At 60.2% G+C, this 16,624-nt stretch carries 13 protein-coding genes; all 13 read right to left on the bottom strand.

What is annotated here, in order from left to right; genetic code table 11:
- Positions 1–79: 79 nt before the first annotated feature.
- Complete coding sequence (locus tag ADM64_RS04270) at positions 80–1,165, bottom strand: phosphomevalonate kinase (protein ID WP_049193248.1); 1,086 nt, start codon at positions 1,163–1,165, stop codon at positions 80–82.
- A gap of 12 nt (positions 1,166–1,177) precedes the next feature.
- Complete coding sequence (gene mvaD, locus ADM64_RS04265) at positions 1,178–2,155, bottom strand: diphosphomevalonate decarboxylase (RefSeq protein ID WP_049193246.1); 978 nt, start codon at positions 2,153–2,155, stop codon at positions 1,178–1,180.
- Positions 2,152–3,177, bottom strand: a complete 1,026-nt coding sequence (gene mvk / locus ADM64_RS04260; RefSeq protein WP_241486327.1) for a mevalonate kinase — start codon at positions 3,175–3,177, stop codon at positions 2,152–2,154. The genes mvaD and mvk overlap by 4 nt, the downstream gene beginning before the upstream one ends.
- 4 nt (positions 3,178–3,181) lie before the next feature.
- A complete protein-coding gene (gene idi, locus ADM64_RS04255; RefSeq protein WP_049182338.1) occupies positions 3,182–3,838 on the bottom strand; it encodes an isopentenyl-diphosphate Delta-isomerase in 657 nt (218 codons plus the stop codon).
- A gap of 16 nt (positions 3,839–3,854) precedes the next feature.
- Positions 3,855–5,198, bottom strand: a complete 1,344-nt coding sequence (gene glmM, locus ADM64_RS04250) for a phosphoglucosamine mutase (RefSeq protein ID WP_016422094.1) — start codon at positions 5,196–5,198, stop codon at positions 3,855–3,857.
- A 102-nt stretch (positions 5,199–5,300) separates the two neighbouring features.
- A complete protein-coding gene (locus tag ADM64_RS04245; protein ID WP_049193322.1) occupies positions 5,301–6,989 on the bottom strand; it encodes a VanW family protein in 1,689 nt (562 codons plus the stop codon).
- A 43-nt stretch (positions 6,990–7,032) separates the two neighbouring features.
- Entirely contained in the window at positions 7,033–8,955 is a 1,923-nt protein-coding gene (locus ADM64_RS04240; RefSeq protein ID WP_049169981.1) for an acyltransferase family protein, read from the bottom strand.
- A 219-nt stretch (positions 8,956–9,174) separates the two neighbouring features.
- On the bottom strand, positions 9,175–9,735 hold the full coding sequence (gene rpsI, locus ADM64_RS04235; protein ID WP_016422091.1) for a 30S ribosomal protein S9: 561 nt from the start codon (positions 9,733–9,735) through the stop codon (positions 9,175–9,177).
- Positions 9,732–10,175: a 50S ribosomal protein L13 gene (gene rplM, locus ADM64_RS04230; protein WP_005509852.1), complete on the bottom strand. Its 444-nt coding sequence runs from the start codon at positions 10,173–10,175 to the stop codon at positions 9,732–9,734. Before rplM ends, rpsI begins: the two co-directional genes overlap by 4 nt.
- A 317-nt stretch (positions 10,176–10,492) precedes the next feature.
- The gene (locus ADM64_RS04225; RefSeq protein ID WP_016422090.1) at positions 10,493–10,780 is read right to left on the bottom strand and encodes a WXG100 family type VII secretion target; all 288 of its coding nucleotides are present in this window, start codon (positions 10,778–10,780) and stop codon (positions 10,493–10,495) included.
- Positions 10,781–10,853: 73 nt separating this feature from the next.
- Complete coding sequence (locus ADM64_RS04220) at positions 10,854–11,180, bottom strand: WXG100 family type VII secretion target (RefSeq protein WP_005510029.1); 327 nt, start codon at positions 11,178–11,180, stop codon at positions 10,854–10,856.
- A 202-nt stretch (positions 11,181–11,382) separates the two neighbouring features.
- Complete coding sequence (locus ADM64_RS04215; protein WP_049193242.1) at positions 11,383–12,771, bottom strand: type VII secretion-associated protein; 1,389 nt, start codon at positions 12,769–12,771, stop codon at positions 11,383–11,385.
- Complete coding sequence (gene eccCa, locus ADM64_RS04210) at positions 12,771–16,598, bottom strand: type VII secretion protein EccCa (protein ID WP_160313714.1); 3,828 nt, start codon at positions 16,596–16,598, stop codon at positions 12,771–12,773. Before eccCa ends, ADM64_RS04215 begins: the two co-directional genes overlap by 1 nt.
- Positions 16,599–16,624: the final 26 nt, after the last annotated feature.

The following is a 16,624-nucleotide window of genomic DNA, read 5'->3' as shown; positions in this document are numbered from 1 at the left end:
CTTTCTAGCTGCATGCAGCTTCGGTTCCCAGCTTCTGTAAATTTCAGCTGTCTTAAATTCTACGGTCAAAAAACTGTGGTCAAAGTTGAGCGGCCAGCTTCAGCGGCAACGGCCGGATGCCAGCGGCTTGCCAGCGCGCGGTGATGTCCGCGGCAGTCTCCTCGGCATCGGCATCTTTTGAGACTCCCACCAGCGCGATTCCACAGTCACCACCACCGGAGCCACTGCTCTTGCCCGCAGACCCCGCGCCATCGGCGATGTCGGCGAGCGCTTTCAGTTTCTCCGTCTCGATGCACACAGCACGCTCACGCTCATAGTCCTGCAGCAGCGTCCGATTCTCACGCAGGCAGGCAAACGCCGCGGTGTGGTCGCCGTCGGCAAGCGCCTGCCAGAGTCTTTCGCTTATCGACGAGACCCCGCGCACAAAACCACGGTCTGCGCCACCGGCCTTCTTCAACTGCGAGTCCGTCTTCACCGGACTGCCCGTCCAGCCGACCAACAGTTGTAGCCCACCGAGGTCGGTGCGGGCGTCAATGCGAAGATTCGGCCACGGTGCCGCCACGGCAGCGACAGGATCAGCCGCCACGAGCTCTGCGAGCGCCGTCGGATTCGGCCGGCGATAGAGCACCACCCCGCCGTGCGCGGAGCACGCGATATCGCCGCCGGAACCAGCTGCACCAGCCAGAAGCGTGGCCACCATCGCAATCTTGTACACGTCCAGTGAATCCAGCTCCAGACCCAGGTGCGTCCCCAGCGCACGAGTTACAGCCACAGCGACAGCCCCGGAGGATCCCAGGCCATACTTCGCACCACTGTCGGCGTCATCGAGGTCTGATTCAATGACGATATTTATGGGGCGCTCTGGGGTGTTTTCCAACTCGCCCGCAGCAATGCGATAGACCAGGGAAATCGTATGGGTAGCGATGTCATCTGGTGCATCGATATCAATGACGCGCCCCTGCGGGCCGTAATAGCTGGAGTACACGCGAGAGACCGGCTGCGATGGTTCGGCATCGCGGCACCGAACTGTCACATAGCGGTCGACTCCTGCGATGACGGCCAGCCCCTCGACATCCATCACCGCATACTCACCAGTGAGGTACAGCTTGCCGCAGCCACGGCCGATGGACTCGCCTTCGATAGGTCCGCCTTTAGCGTTGCTCAACTACTCCCCCAGCTACACCAGGTAAGCGCCGGGGCCGGAGCCGGAAACCAGCACGTCAATATCCTCGAACTCTGCGCGGAAACGATCCGCGATGGTCTCGGCATCGCCGCTGCGGCACAGCACCTTCACGTTCGGCCCGGCATCCATGGTGGCGTAGCACTCGGTGCCCTCGTCACGCAGCGTAGCGACGAGATCGAGAGCCGCCACCGAATCCGGATTCCAGTACCGCACCGGAGGAAGAGCCCCCAGCATAGTGGCGTGCATGCGCATGGCATTGGCCTCGGCAAGCTCGCCGACCGCAGTGAAGTCCGCAGCGGCAATGGCGGCCTTCATGTCCTCGATATCACGAGGCACCTGCTCCACCCAGGCCGGGAAGAACGGTGATGTCTCGACCGTGCGACGCATGGCGGCACGGCTGTCAATCTTCTTGCGCCCCGGGGCCAAAACCGCCACGACCAGGGAGAGATCCAGGCCGGAATCCGGCAGAGCCACTGCGTGGCTGGAAGCATCGTCATCGCCGGGCAGCCACTCAACGAGGCCGCCGAAAATAGAGCGACAGGCCGAGCCCGAACCGCGACGGGCCAGAGCCGAGAGCTTTTCCGGAGTGTAGTCCAGGCCGTAGGCCTTCGCCGCGGCCAGCGCGAGAGCGCCAAAACCCGACGCGGACGAAGCCAGACCCGCACCCGTCGGAATCTCGTTGGTGCTGGTCACCTCTGCGAAGCTAGTGCTGCCCGCACGCTCGCGGACCAAATCCAAAAACTTCTGGACGCGGGACAGATCCTTGCCCACCATCTCCTGGCCGTTCAAAGTGCCCAAGTCGGCGGTGACGCTGGGATCGTCGATAAGCGACACCGTGGTGGTCGTCGGAGCGATGCCCAGAGTAAGGGACAGCGAACCTGTGGCCGGCAGCTGCACGTCCTCATCGCGCTTGCCCCAGTATTTAATCAGAGCGATGTTGGGATGAGCGATGGCGGTAGCGGTCGTGGTCACGAGGGATTTACCTCCACAGTCCAAGTAGCAACGGCATTGGCGCCCATCATGGCATGGCTAATCAGTTCCGCGTGATCGGCGGACTCTGCCAGCGCCATCACACAGCCGCCGCAACCGGCACCAGTGAGCTTTGCACCGTGGGCACCTGCCAGACGTGCGGCAGTGACGAGATCAGTGATGGACTCATGCCCAACACCTAGTTCCTCTAACGCTTCCTGCGCCGAGTCCATGCGATGTCCCAGACGGGCAAAATCGCCCTTGGCCAGGTTGTGCACCGCGCCATCGGCCAGCTGCCCCAAGTGATCCAACAACTCTTGGCCGTGGACTCGATGGGAATCGACGAAACCACGCACGCGGGCAACGGCCAGCGACGTCGAGCCACGCACACCGGTATCCCCCAGCACCAGCCACATCTTCTTGGCCACCTTCAGCGGATGGAACTCCCCCTGCTTGAAGTAGACCGGACGAGAAGCACGGGCAACCGTGGCATCCAGGCCAGAGGGGTTACCGTGCGCCAGACGCTCAGCTTCCTGCACCAGGTCAAAGCGCTGACGCTCGGTCAAAGTGCCATCGGCGAGATCACGCACTGCGTCGATAAGCGCATGTGCCACAGCGGCAGAACCACCCAGCCCTGCGGCGGGCGGGATACCGGAGCGGAGGCGAATCAGCAGGTCGCGTTCGGGAATACCGAAGGTGCGCAGGCCAGCGCGGAGTGCAGCGGCGATGGAGGCAAAGCGCTCCGGCAGCTCGTCGATGTCAATGACCTCGCCGTCCATGGAAAACAGGACGGGAGAATCCTCCACACGGTCAATCCACGCCATCGTGCGCAGCGATGTCACCGGCAGCGCGATAGCTGGCTTGCCATAGACGACAGAGTGCTCGCCCAACAGAATCGACTTGGCATGCCCTTCACCGAATGCGGCACCCTGTTCATTGGCCAGGGCATAGAACTCCCCGGTCTCCAATTCCTCGGACTTGTCGAGGCCGAAGTCGTCGACGCTGGCGTTTTCTACGCTGGTCACGAAGCTACACATCCCTTTCCGAAACCGACTGTGCGGCAGCCTGCGCCTCCGCTGGGCCATGGATACCCGGCACACCCGCAATGTCGAAACCGTACTTGGAGAACTTCTCCGCCCCAACACCCCAGACGTGGTTAAACCACTCCGTCATCGGTTCGTTCGCGCGACGTTCTGCGAGTTCCTGCGGAGTCACGTACACCACTTCATCGACCTCATCGGGGTTGATATCCACCGACTTCGGATCGACGATGCCGGCGTACACGTGGTTGTACTCGTGCTCCGCCAATCCCGAACGATCATCGATGACCTGGTAGATAACAATGCCGATTTCCTCCAACTGGGAGACATCCGCACCGAGCTCTTCCTTCGCACGACGCTCAACGGCATCGGCCACCGGCTCCCCCGGCAGTGGGTGCGAGCAGGTCGCATTCGTCAGTAGCAGTGGTGAGTGATACTTCGACTCCGCACGGCGCTGCAGCAGCATGCGTCCCTGCTCATCGAAGAGGAAAAGAGAAAAAGCACGGTGCAAAATTCCCGGCGGAACGTGTGCTTCAAGCTTGCCGACGGTACCGAGAACCCGACCGTCACGATCGACCACCTCTACCTGGATGTCGGCTTCACCCGGGGCAAAGCGGGCTTTAATGTCCTCTGGCGCGTCATTCATTTCCACACTCCTGACTCTAGACTGCGGCCACAACCGCAGCTAACTCCCCGGCAATCTTGCGGGCCGATTCCGCATCGGCGGCCTCCACCATGACGCGGAAGAGCTCCTCGGTGCCGGACGGGCGCAACAGCACGCGACCGGTGGAACCCAGCTTCTCCTCGGCTGCATCGATGGCGGCCTTGACCTCATCAGACTCCAGAATTGCGGCCTTGTTGGACACCGGCACGTTGATAAGGGTCTGCGGCAGTACCTTCATTACGGAGGCCAGCTCAGCCAGAGACTTACCGGTGCGTGCCATCCGCGCCATGAGGTACAGACCGGTGAGGGTGCCGTCACCAGTGGTGGCGTGATCCGGAATGACCACGTGCCCCGACTGCTCACCGCCGAGCGAGTAACCGCCAGCGTTCAAATCAGCCAGCACATAGCGGTCGCCGACCTTGGTGGTACGCAGGGCGATATCGTTTTCCTCCATCGCCAGCTTGAGGCCGAGGTTACTCATCACAGTGGCCACCAGCGTGTTGTGGTGCAGTAGCCCCTCTTCCTTCATGGCGACGGCCAGGATGGCCATGATTTGGTCACCATCGACGATGTTGCCCTGCGAGTCCACAGCCAGGCAGCGGTCGGCATCGCCATCGTGAGCCAGCCCCAGATCCGCGCCGTGCTCCAGCACTGCCGCGCGCAAAACCTCAATGTGGGTGGAACCGCAGTTGTCGTTGATGTTGTAGGAGTTCGGCTTGTCGTGAATAGCGACGACGTCGGCACCGGCGGCCGCGTACGCCATGGGGGCGGCCTGCGAAGCAGCACCATTTGCACAATCCACCACGACACGAATGCCGTCGAGCTTGGTGCTGACCGCACGGGAGAGGTGGAACAGGTAGCGGTCGAGCCCGTCTGGGGCCTCCTCGATGACACGCCCCACTCCGGTGCCCGTGGGGCCGGTCTCCGGCAGGTTGTGGAGAGCGTGTTCGATTTCCTTCTCCACCGCGTCGTCAAGCTTGGTGCCGCCCGCGGCGAAGAACTTGATGCCGTTGTCCGGCATGGGGTTGTGAGAAGCCGAAATCATCACACCCATGTCGGCACCGTAGTCGTCGGTGAGGAAAGCGACAGCCGGAGTGGGCAGCACGCCGACACGCAAAACGTCGACGCCCTGGGAAGCCATGCCGGCAGACAGCGCTGCGGCGAGCATCTCACCGGAGACACGCGGATCGCGGCCAACGATGGCCAGGGGACGACGCCCCGACGGATTCGTGCCGCTAGTCAGCACAGTGGCCGCAGCAGCACCCAGCCGCATTGCCAGCGGTGCGGTCAGAGTCTTATTCGCCAAACCGCGGACGCCATCAGTTCCGAAAAGACGTGCCATTGTTGCTAGACCACTCCTTGGGGGTTTTATGAGTTTTGGTATCGCGGACTATTGCATTGTCAATGCTGTATTACTTTAGCCGGTCGCGCAGGCGAATCCAGACTAGCCACAGGACACAATTGGCTGCGGGTCATAAACCGTAGTCTGAGTTTCACGCGATATTTCCGCGCCCGAGAGGTCCCGAATGACGCGTGTATCGGAAGTGGTGAAGCCCTGCGCACCCGACGACGGCTGGCAAGAGCTGCCACTGACCTGCATACGCTGTGGTTGCGTGTATGCCCAACGTCCACCATTGATGGACTCAACGTTGACCTTCTTCACACCCTTGATGCGCACAGTGACGTCGGAGCCAGTAGTAACGGCCTCGATGAGAATCGGAGTGTCGGAACTGTTCTTAAACGCTAGGTCGATTGCGCCCTCGTACACCGTCGCCTCACGGCCGGCCGGGTAACGCGAAATGTAGTAACTGTGCGGAGTGTGCGCGACATCCTCCATGCCCGCAAAGTACGAAGCATTGTACAAAGTGGTAGCGAACTGGCTAATGCCACCGCCGACAGCCTTATCCGCATGGCCGTTGAGGATGATGCCCGACTCGACAAAACCCTGCGCAGTACCGCGCGGACCCGTGTAGCCGTTCAGGCTGAATGTATCGCCCGGCGCCACGAATGCGCCGTTGACCATCTGCGACACCAGGGCAATGTTTGTTCCCGATGCCGAGCTGAAGCCACCGGTGGTGAACTCACCAATGACATCATCGAAGGTGGCACTTTCCGCTTGTTCGGTGGTGTAGGTGGCGGGCTTGTCCTCGTAGACCGCATCGAACTCGCGCTTATCCGTCGAAGTCACACGCTCGGCGAAGTCCTTCATAGTTTCATCCCACTTCACGGCTACGCCATCAACCGAGGGGACCACTTCACGCGCACCACCGCTAAAGCGTATCGACGCATTGCGCTTATCAACCTCGGAAGCAGCCAGCCCCTCCTCGAGGATCTCGCGTGCGCGGTCGACATTGATATCGGCGGCCAATCCACCGTCGCGCGGCACAAAGCTGATGATTTCAGCCATGCGCTCCGGCGGAATTACACCATCTTTGCCATCGCGGCCCTTGGCAACAATGGGGCCCGACACCGCATCGGCGGCCTCTCCTTCAGCTGCCTCACGGACCTGATCCTCACCGATAGCCGGGTCGTGCGCGGTGGTCTCTACATCGATGCCCTCCGGCGACAACCACTTGGCGGCCAAATCCCCGCTGACCGCATTGCGGTCGACATCTTGGCCGATGACCGGTGGAGTTGTTTCCACGCGGCCGTCGACAAGCTTGACCTCGCCATCGACGGGAGCAATAGTCAGTTCGCCGACGAGACGGTCGACCTGCGGCTCGAACTTAGAGCTATCGATATCGCTGACCAAATCCAGCTCACGGGTAGTAAAGAAACTGCGCACCCAGGTAACTGGGTTCGCCGTCTGCTTACCCGCCTGCGCGACCGTCTTCTCCCAGTCGATGCTCAGCCCCGCCTCCTCGGGCAGAACCTCCGCCGTGCGTTCGCCGGCACGAAACGCCACTGGATGAGTGGAAAGATCACCGAGCTGCTCTTCGAGCTTCGCCTCAGCGTGATTCGCGCTCAGCGTGCTGATGTCAATACCCGCGACGGTAGACCCGCGCGGGACATGGTCCTTGTTCAGCACGTAATCGACAGCGTAAAACACACCGAAGAGTGCGAAGATACCGAGGACGATGCCGAGGAAAATCTTTAATCCACGGTGACTGGAGGAAGACTTTTGTTTGGCCACAGCCACTTACTTTACCGTGGAAACACTACTAACTAGATTTTTATTAGATTCCGCAGGTGTCCGGAATGCGTTTCTTGTTCTTCGCATACTGCTGGAAAGCATCGACCACGGCATTGGCATAGACCTCGGCGCCATCCGGGGTCGGGTGGATAAGGTCCGCGCGCAGCTTGGACAAATCATCACGCACACCATGACACCAGTCAGACACATAGACATTGTCGCGCTTCTTTGCCGCGTCGAGGACTTCCCTCTCCGACTGCGGCATCCACACACGATCACCGTACGGGTTGATGAGGACAATGATGCGGTCTTCACCCAGCGAATCGAGGATCTCATCCAACAGGTGTTCGTCCGATGCCGCAGCCGACTGATTGATACCAAGACCCAGCACGACGAATGGATCGAGCGTACCCGCCGCCTTCATACTGGCGATAATCTCTGGCGCAGCCGGATAACCACGAGAAACAGCCGCATCGATATAGATACCGGGCAGCTTCTCTTCCAACGCGGACGCCGAGGCGAGCATCACAGAGTCGCCGATAGCGGTGATCTGGTCACCACGCGGCATAACGCGCTTGGCCAACTCGGCTTCCTCCGCCTTTTGTGCCTGTGCACGGCGCTCAGCTGCCTCCTGTAGCTGTGCCTCCAAACGCGTCATCTTCGGCGCCGTGGCCATTCCCACAACTGCACCAACCACGACGACCAGCGCCAGCCCTGCTGCAACGCGCGGCTTCCAGGAACCGGCAAACTGCGTGCCCGAAAACTGCGACATCCAACGGCGGTAACCCATCCGGCGAATTGGCGATTCCACATTCTTGTACGACCAGTTCGCCAAAAGCAGCGATAGCGCGATGCCTGCGAAGGCAGCGAGGTTCTCATACTGCATGGCCTCATTGCGCTCCAGCAGTTCGCGGATGAGCACGATGACCGGCCAGTGCCACAGGTACAGCGAGAAGGAAATCTTTCCCAGCCAGCACAGTGGCTTGAACTCAAAAATCTGACGCACGGGTGAGACACCGCGAACGACAAGATAGAGAATCGCCACCGACAGCAACGAGGCGAACACCAACCCACCGCGGTAAGTCGCCGACGCAGTATCCGACATCATCAGCAGAACCAACGAAAGGAAGATCAGAGGCAGCGAGGCCACTACGAAAGCTTGGGCAGAACTGCCAAAGAAGTCCCGCAGCAGGGGTTCTGTGCGTGGCCAGGAGTCCGCCTCTGCGCGTGACGACGTCGATGTCAACCACAATGCGAGGGCCGCGCCAAACAGGAGTCCAAAGGCGTGAGTATCGGTACCGTAGTAGACCCTCGTGGGGTCGACCTTCGGATCGTAGAGCGAGACCATCCACACGAAAGAAGCAACCGCCCCAATGCCCGCCACTGCTGCCAGCTTGCGAGATGCCAGCTTCAGGGCGAGAAGAGCCACAAAGATCAATGGCCAGAGCAAGTAGAACTGCTCCTCCACCGACAGTGACCAGTAGTGCGCTAACAGCTGCACTCCGGAATCCGCGAAATAGGACTGAGAACCCGCAATCTGCGTCCAGTTATTGACGAAAAAGACCGTGCCGAGAAACTGCGTCGACAAGCCAACAGCGGGATCCCCGCCGACCAGACCTGCGACGGCGATGGAAATAAACAACACGAACATCGCAGCCGGAGCGATGCGGCGCAGTCGACGGAGCCAGAAGTCCTTTAGATCGATGCGCCCAGTGACCGCGCGTTCGCGCACCAGAAGCGAGGTGATAAGAAATCCGGAGAGCACGAAGAAGATATCCACACCGATGTAGCCACCGGGCAGCACATTATCGAAGTAGTGGTAGATCACCACTGTGGCAACGGCCAGACCGCGCAGCCCATCAATGCCTGGTACGCGTCGAATGCGGAAGGGATGCTTCGCCACCGACGACGAGCTAGAGGAGCTCTTCGCGTCGGAGGTCTTGGTGGCTGTGGTGCTCACCGCCATACGGTTTCCTTCTTCCCATCGCACTGCAATCGCACTTTCATCGCACTGCAATCGCACCGCGATAAACGATTCTCGCGGCAGTTTTTAACGGATAAAAGTCTAACGTACGGGGCTTGTCCCAAAAATGCAGCCATGCCTGGTCACTGCGGACTTTAACCAAAAAAGCACCTCGGCTTGCGTGTAATACGCAAACTGAGGTGCTTTTCGAAGCAGTAAAGCTTAACGCTTGGAGTACTGCGGTGCGCGACGGGCCTTGTGCAGACCAGCCTTCTTGCGCTCGACAGCACGAGCGTCGCGGGTGAGGAAGCCAGCCTTCTTGAGAACGCTGCGCTCCTCCGGGTTGAACTCGTTCAGGGCACGAGCAATAGCCAGGCGCAGAGCACCGGCCTGACCGGACGGGCCACCACCGTTGATGTTGGCCTTGATGTCGAACTGGCTCTCGCGCTCGACCAGGACCAGCGGATCCTTGATCTCCTGCTGGTGCAGCTTGTTCGGGAAGTAATCCTCGAGCTCGCGGCCGTTGCAGACAATCTTGCCGGAACCAGCGGTCAGAACGACGCGGGCGACAGCGCGCTTACGACGACCGACAGTCTGAATCGGACGATCCAGGGTCAGCGGTGCAGCCGGAGCAGCCTCAGCCTCGGTCTCGGTAGCAACTGCGTCGCCGATGGAAGAGGTGAACTCTTCAGTGGCAGCAGCAGCGGCAGCCTGAACATCATCGTAGGAAGCCTCGGTGGCCTCTACGTTCTGGTTCTCATTGACGTCCTGTGGGTTGGTCACTGTGCCACCGCCTTGATCTCGTAGTTTTCAGGCTTCTGACCGGCGAACGGGTGCTCGGAACCGGCGAAGACGTGCAGCTTCTTGATGGACGCACGCGAAAGCTTGTTGTGCGGCATCATGCCCTCAATAGCCTCAGCGATAACACGCTCCGGGTGAACCTCGAGGGAACGACCCAGGGTCATCGACTTCAGGCCACCCGGGAAGCCCGAGTGGCGGTAGCGCATCTCACGTTCCCGCTTGTTCGAGGAGACGTGCACCTTATCGGCGTTGATGATGATGACGTGGTCACCGCAGTCGACGTTAGGGGCGAAGTAAGCCTTGCCCTTACCGCGCAGCAAGTCTGCGGCGTGAGTAGCCAGACGGCCGAGAACAACGTCGGTAGCGTCGATGACGTACCACTTGCGCTCGATGTCACCGTCCTTCGGATGGAAAGTAGACAACATGACTCCTTTTAGGGTCCGTGTAGATTTGCCAGCCACCGTGCACACTGTTGTTATTCCCCGGCGGCCGGTGGAGACCCGAGGCAACATTCACGTGTGCGCACACAGTTTGACTACTCTACCTTGAGATGGCACTAGAACAAAAAATGCCAAAGCCAGTCTCAGCCGCAAACTGCTGAGACTGGCCTTTCCCCCCTGGAGTGCTGCTAGCAAGAATACTTCAAAGGCAGATACCTAACTGAAGATCTCAATTGAGCAATGTCCTCCCCTCCCCCGGTTACATAGCTCAATCAAAAGTGCCTCAAGCAGGAACCAAGCTATCCCCAGCTAGCTGCCGCGCGGCGGTTAATATCCGCCATTCGCTGGCTACCTGCGCTGACCGTATCCGCGATAGTCGTGAGAATCATATTGAGCTCCTCCGCTGCTGTGTCCCATTCACGCTGAGCCTCCTGGTAAGAATCCGAAGAGTCACCCTCCCACGTAGAGACCATCGGCGCGATGCGCTTCTTCAAATCTCCGAGCAGCCCGTTGATGGTGCCAGAAGTGGACCGAATGTCATCGGCAGCACCGTCGATGCCGCCAAAACTGTACCTAATTGGTTGCATTAAGAACCCTTTCCCCAAAAGGTGATGTGTGTTGTGTGATTCAGTGTTGTGGTTGTGCGATTCGATAAAACGTTTAGAGGTTCAGCAACGACGCACCCGCTGCTGCCACCTGCTTGAACGACGACGCCCCCTCGTCCTCGCCCGCATCGAAGCTGCTGGAATTTGCGCGGATGTTATCCGCGATATCCGTCAGCGCATTGGATAGACGCATAGCTGCGTCATCCCAACGAAGCATCAGATCATCGAAGCTGTCTTTAGCCTGGCCCTTCCATTCCCCCGCCAGACCGTCCACGACGCCTCGAATGCGACCCAGCTCGCCCTGTACTTCCGAGTTGACGCCATCGACGTCCCCCGCGGTAGTGGTCATTTGATCTGATTCGGCTGCAAATAGGTTTGCCACTGTTTCCCCCTTATTCGTGTTGAGTGACTGATTAACGACGGCATTTTTACCTCCCCGCGCGAGCCAGCCAGCTTCCCGCGTTAAAAACCCGTCATATTGTTTGGCGCGAAAAACCCCGATTCGGTTCCATTTTGGTTTTCCAACCTTTACCCCTGCCTACCCCCGCCCATCCCCCAGTCACTTTCTCTACGCCCCTTGCGTGTTACGGCACCGGCCGAGCGCTTACTACTGCCTGGTCGCATACGGGCCGTACCGGCGCAATAGTCCTTCCTCTGAACTGGCACCCCACACTGACTTGAGTTCCGTACATCACTTTGTGATGCCAGAGCACTATCGAATTACCTGACGGCAGCCGCTCCTCTACGACTACGACATCGGTGCCCAGTACTTGTCTGCGTTCCGGCGCGGACTTTGTCTCATCCCCGGCAACGGAGCTGCTCAAAGCGGCGGCTAGATGTTCAAGCGCCATGTCCTGCGAAAGCGGGCTAGCGAGCACCAAGACGCGCATATCTCCGCCATCCACCGCAATCAGACGGTCTAACGGACTTGCCGAGTCAAGCTCCCACCCGCCGGGAAACCGAGCTTCCACGCCCGCATTGGTCAGTTTGACTATTGGAGCAGAATCGGGAACTGGTTTCGATGTGGATGGAGGCGTCGTTACAGGAGGCGTAGTTACAGGAGGAGCCTGTGCGTGCGATGTCTCACGCTGCTTCTGTCTCCCTTCGTTCTCCCTAACTATGCCGCCACTAATGAGCCATGCAGCAATCCCAACAATCAGAACCACCACCGTCAACAAACCAACGGCAGCTACTGACACAACTGTGCTTTGATTCGACGCTGAGCTGACTTCTGCCCTGGCTGCAGGACGCCGCCCCGCGAAATCCTCCGACGGCTCCACTTCACCGGCTTCAGCGTCGCCGATGTTTTTCAACCAGGCCGGATTTACGCACTCCCCGAGCCGCGATGCTGGGCAGTCGAAGACTAAAAATCCACGGTCGCGCAGACGATCGACTAGTAGAGCTCGCCGCGGGTTCGCTAGCCCGGGTGGAACTTCGCCGACGATGAACTCAATATCCTCCTGCCAGCGGGGCGGATACTCAGTGATACCGCGCCCACCACTAACTTCCACATCATCGGGTATCCCCTGGGGCGCATCCGGATACATGGTCAGCTGATAAGCCAGCGCAATGACTGTTTCCACCAATGGTGCGCTGTCGTTCGCTCCGACCAAATGTGTCATCCGACTGGCAATGTGGCCCCCGCTCAGACGAGTGACACAGACACGCGTTTCCTCTACTTCCACCAACACGCTATGAGACACAGTTGCCTCATCGAGTTCCACAACGGCGTCGGCAAGCGTCAGGATGTACGGATTGAGTTCGGTAGCCAATAGCGCGGAGGCCAACCGGCACTGTCGCACAGCACCCCAATAGCTGGGCACAATGACTGTTTGCATGCTCTCGAGAAGCGGTCTAGGGCCATGCACCGCCGGTTCTGCGGTGTCTGCAGGTGCCGCGAGTCCCCACAGGTGCCAGGTGCCGTGGCGCAGCGTCGGGGTCTGGGTGGTGGAGGAAGATTCGACCCGAATCATCAACTGTCCTCCTGGTCACCAGCGGTATCCAACCACCCCAACTGCACAACCTGCGGACTCTGGCCGTGCGCCACCCAATAGCCACGGCCCGGCGGCTGCTCGCAAGGCTTTACGCCGAGGATGGGGCCGTCGTCGCGTGTGCCGTCCATAACAAAGACGCTGGCACCCTGGTCCTTAACCGCACCCATGACCGGGTCGTGGAGGGATCGCAACGCCCCGCTGATTCGACGGGCAAAAAAGATATTGAGCCCAATGTCGGCGGCGTGAGCGATGACTTCTGCCAGCGGCTGCAAGGGGTTACCCCGCGAGCCGGCCACGAGGTCATAGTCGTCCACGATGACATTGATGGTTGGACCACTCCACCAATTTCGGGCCTTCAACTGCGCTGGGGTGATATCCGGTTGCGGGAGACGAGCCTTCAGTACCTCTGCCAGCTCTGCCAGCATGGGTGTCGCCACCGCAGCCGAGCCCGCATAGCCGGCCAGCCGCTCTTGGGGCACGGCCTCCATTAGCCCACGGCGGTAGTCAATTACGACGAATTTCGAGTCCGACTGCGAGTACCGCAACTGGTGAACGATGCCCCTCAGCGCGGCGGTTCTGCCGCTGCCCGCCGAACCGAATATCAGTAGGTGACGATCCTTTTCTGGGTGGAATATCACCGCGCCCAGACCGGCTTCTTCGAGCCCCACTGCAATCGCACCTCTCGCAGCGGCCGCTGGTCGCGGCAAACGCGCAATATCAATCCGCCGCGGCAACAACTGGAGCTTTGGTGCCTGCTCACCGTGCGGCGCTGTCTCTGCAATCCGCTTAGTGTCCGCAGCGCCGGTGAGAGCTACCAGTATCGCAAACCCGCCCGGCGCGACTCCGCGTCCTGGGCTCTCCGGCACCAGCTCCGCTGCCTTACGGTCAATCATTGAATCCATCGACTCCGCCTGCCGCAGCTCGATCCGAGTACCAATCAGGTCGCGAACGGCAGGTCTCATGTCCGTCCAGCGATAGGCCGTGAGCAGGACATGAATTCCCACCGCCAATCCATCTGCAACCAGCGCCTGCACATCGTCACTCAGCGCCGGAAACTCCGTTTTGAACGCACCCCAGCCGTCAATGACCAACACCGAATCCGGCTGTCCTGCCGCCCGTGCTACTTCCGGAGAGAGCCATCCATTAGTGCGAAAGAGCTGTTCCCGACGACTTACCTCACGACGCAAAAAACCAATCGTACGGCGAATAAGCTCCTCGTCTCCGCGGTGTGCAACCGACGCGACATGCGGCAACTCAGCCAGGTCGCTCAAGCCGCCCGCACCACAGTCGACGATATAAAAATGCAGGTCACGGGCGCTGATGCCGTCGGCAAGCGCGAGGATCGCTGTGCGTGCGGCAGTGGTCTTTCCTGACCGCGGCGCTCCGACGATTGCCATGTGCCCGCCGGTCGTGCGCAGGTCAATACGCAGTGGGTCCTGACGCTGAAACAGCGGCTTGTCCACCAGCCCAATCACACCGGTCAATCGCTGTCGCGGCAGCTGCTCGTCGGGCTGAAGCTCGATGGCCTCCGGCAATGGTGGCAGCCACACCCGATGCGCACGTGTCGGTACGTGCGACACCGCTGCCACCACGGCACCGAGCACCGTCTGCTCCGATGTCTGCGCAGGCGGATCGGCCATTCCACCATCGCTTGACGACGCACCGAAAGCCTCCCGCGTCCAATTTTCAGCGGTAAATTCAGCGACAGCTACGGCCTGGCCCTGCAGCCCCTGCTCTGCCCCAGCCGTCGCACCGTCAATAGGCTGCGGACGGACCACCGGGCCGGAAACATACGCCGACCGAAACCGCACCGGCTCGGCGGCAGCAGATTTGATATATCCAATGCCCGGGATGGCCGGCAGATGATAGGCGTCCGGAACGCCCAGCACGCTGCGGGACTCCGCGACGGAAAAGGTCTTCAACCCAATACGATAGGAAAGATGGCTTTCCAACCCGCGCAAGCGGCCTTCCTCCAGACGCTGACTGGCCAGCAGCAAATGCATGTGCAAACTGCGCCCCAACCGACCAATCGCAACGAAGAGCTCAGCAAACTCCGGGCGTGCGGAGAGCAGCTCTGAAAACTCATCCACCACAATCAGCAACGCGGGCATGGGTGGCGCATCTATCTGCCCAGCGCGCCGGGCTTGCTCATAATCGCTGACACCGGCGAAATTCCCTGCAGCGCGCAGCTGCTCTTGGCGCCGCGTCATCTCACCGCGCAGTGCGTCTTCCATGCGGTTGACCAGGATAAGCTCCTGCTCCAAGTTGGTAATCACCGCCGAGACATGAGGCAATTGATCCAGTCCCAGAAACGTCGCCCCGCCTTTGAAGTCCACCAGCACAAAGTTCAACTGATCCGGGCTGTGCGTAGCTGCGAGCCCTACCACGGTCGTTCGGAGGAATTCCGACTTACCCGACCCTGTGGCACCAACGCACAGACCGTGTGGCCCCATGCCGCCCTCAGCACTCTCCTTAAAATCCAGATAGACCGGAGCACCACCGTCATCAGCTCCAACAGGAATGCGCAGACGAGCACTGCCGTAGCGCGGTCGGTAGCGCAGAGTTGTCGGAGGCGGGTACAGCCCGAGCTCCTCCATGACCGGGTCTTCCGAGGTCTTAACAGAATCATCTGCGCTTGTTGGCACTTCAAAACGCGCCAAGCTCCGCCCAAGCACCTCCGCTTCTGCTGGACTCAGCTGATCAGGTACGCCAATCTCCTCCCGTCCGGACGCAGTTTCCGCATGCACAGCAGTAGCGGAAACAACCAGCGCGATGCCATGGTGAACCGCTGCCTCCCACAACGTTGACTGCGCTTCCACGACGGTCAGCAAAACTACCGAGGTCTCCGACCCCGCCGCGTCAAAAATCGGTGTCAGTTCAGTGACATCGTGCTGTCCGTTCGAATCCGCCAGCACAATCAGCACTGCAGCTGGCAGTATGTCGATAGCCGTGAGCAGCTCAGTCAGCTGCGCACACGTCGCCGCCCGCAACCGCGCTGGGCCACAGGCATCAGTAACTGCGGGGTGTCCGTGGTGTGGCGTCCATTTCAGCCATTCCCACTCATCTCCCACAACTGCAATCAGGCAATCCTCCGGATGATGCAGCGCAGCAGCTTGGGCGACCATTGCTCGAGCCAGCCCCTGCGCCGCGGTATCTCCAGTGAGCGCGATGATCTCAAAGGCTGACACATCTATGGCAAAGGGCACGCCCTCAACCTGACGAGCCGATCGAATAACTTCCCGCAGTGCTACGGCGGAAACCGGATCCAGTTTCTCCGGCGCCGGAATTGCCGGTGGTGTTACGGGCGTTGCGGGCTGCTGCGTTGCCACCCCGATGCGCAGCTGCAAGAAATCCGGGTCCCCCTTTCGGCGTTCGCACGCCCGCCCCATCGCCCCCAGCTGCCACAGAGTTCCAGGCCGAGGGTGGATAAACTGCGCCGATTCACGCTGCATCCTCGCTGCTTTCGCCACCGCGCGGCGAATACTGGACAAATGCCTCTGATAGTCCTTCCGCACCGGTGCCATGTCCTTATTTCCCGCCCCGCCCGACACCATCATGCCCACAGTGGAAAACACCATCATCAGCGGAAACATAAACGACATCGGGTTACGTCCCATCCCAGAGACAAACATCAACACCACCATGCCAACCACTGCCACGACCATGATTAACGGCATGAGTGCACGCATCAGCGGCACCGACTGTGGTTCCGGCGCTTCCGGTGGCGCATCCGGCGCGATTGTGCCTGTCATAGGCTGCAGCCCCGCTTTTCGGGTAGCCGAAATCTCCGCCTGTGCACTAGTCACAAAAATCCCCCCCCCCGCTATGTGTC

The organism is Corynebacterium sp. 401_CJEI (genome assembly GCF_001076435.1).
Classification (GTDB): domain Bacteria; phylum Actinomycetota; class Actinomycetes; order Mycobacteriales; family Mycobacteriaceae; genus Corynebacterium; species Corynebacterium jeikeium_D.
Note: the sequence above shows the minus strand (reverse complement) of the source record. Positions and strands in the feature narration are given on the sequence as shown.

Excerpts from the sequence above, each read along its gene's own strand:
- ADM64_RS04240 (WP_049169981.1), bottom strand. The coding sequence starts at position 8,955 with ATGGCGGTGAGCACCACAGCCACCAAGACCTCCGACGCGAAGAGCTCC.
- glmM (WP_016422094.1), bottom strand. The coding sequence starts at position 5,198 with ATGGCACGTCTTTTCGGAACTGATGGCGTCCGCGGTTTGGCGAATAAG.
- ADM64_RS04215 (WP_049193242.1), bottom strand. The coding sequence starts at position 12,771 with ATGATTCGGGTCGAATCTTCCTCCACCACCCAGACCCCGACGCTGCGC.
- ADM64_RS04225 (WP_016422090.1), bottom strand. The coding sequence starts at position 10,780 with ATGCAACCAATTAGGTACAGTTTTGGCGGCATCGACGGTGCTGCCGAT.
- idi (WP_049182338.1), bottom strand. The coding sequence starts at position 3,838 with ATGAATGACGCGCCAGAGGACATTAAAGCCCGCTTTGCCCCGGGTGAA.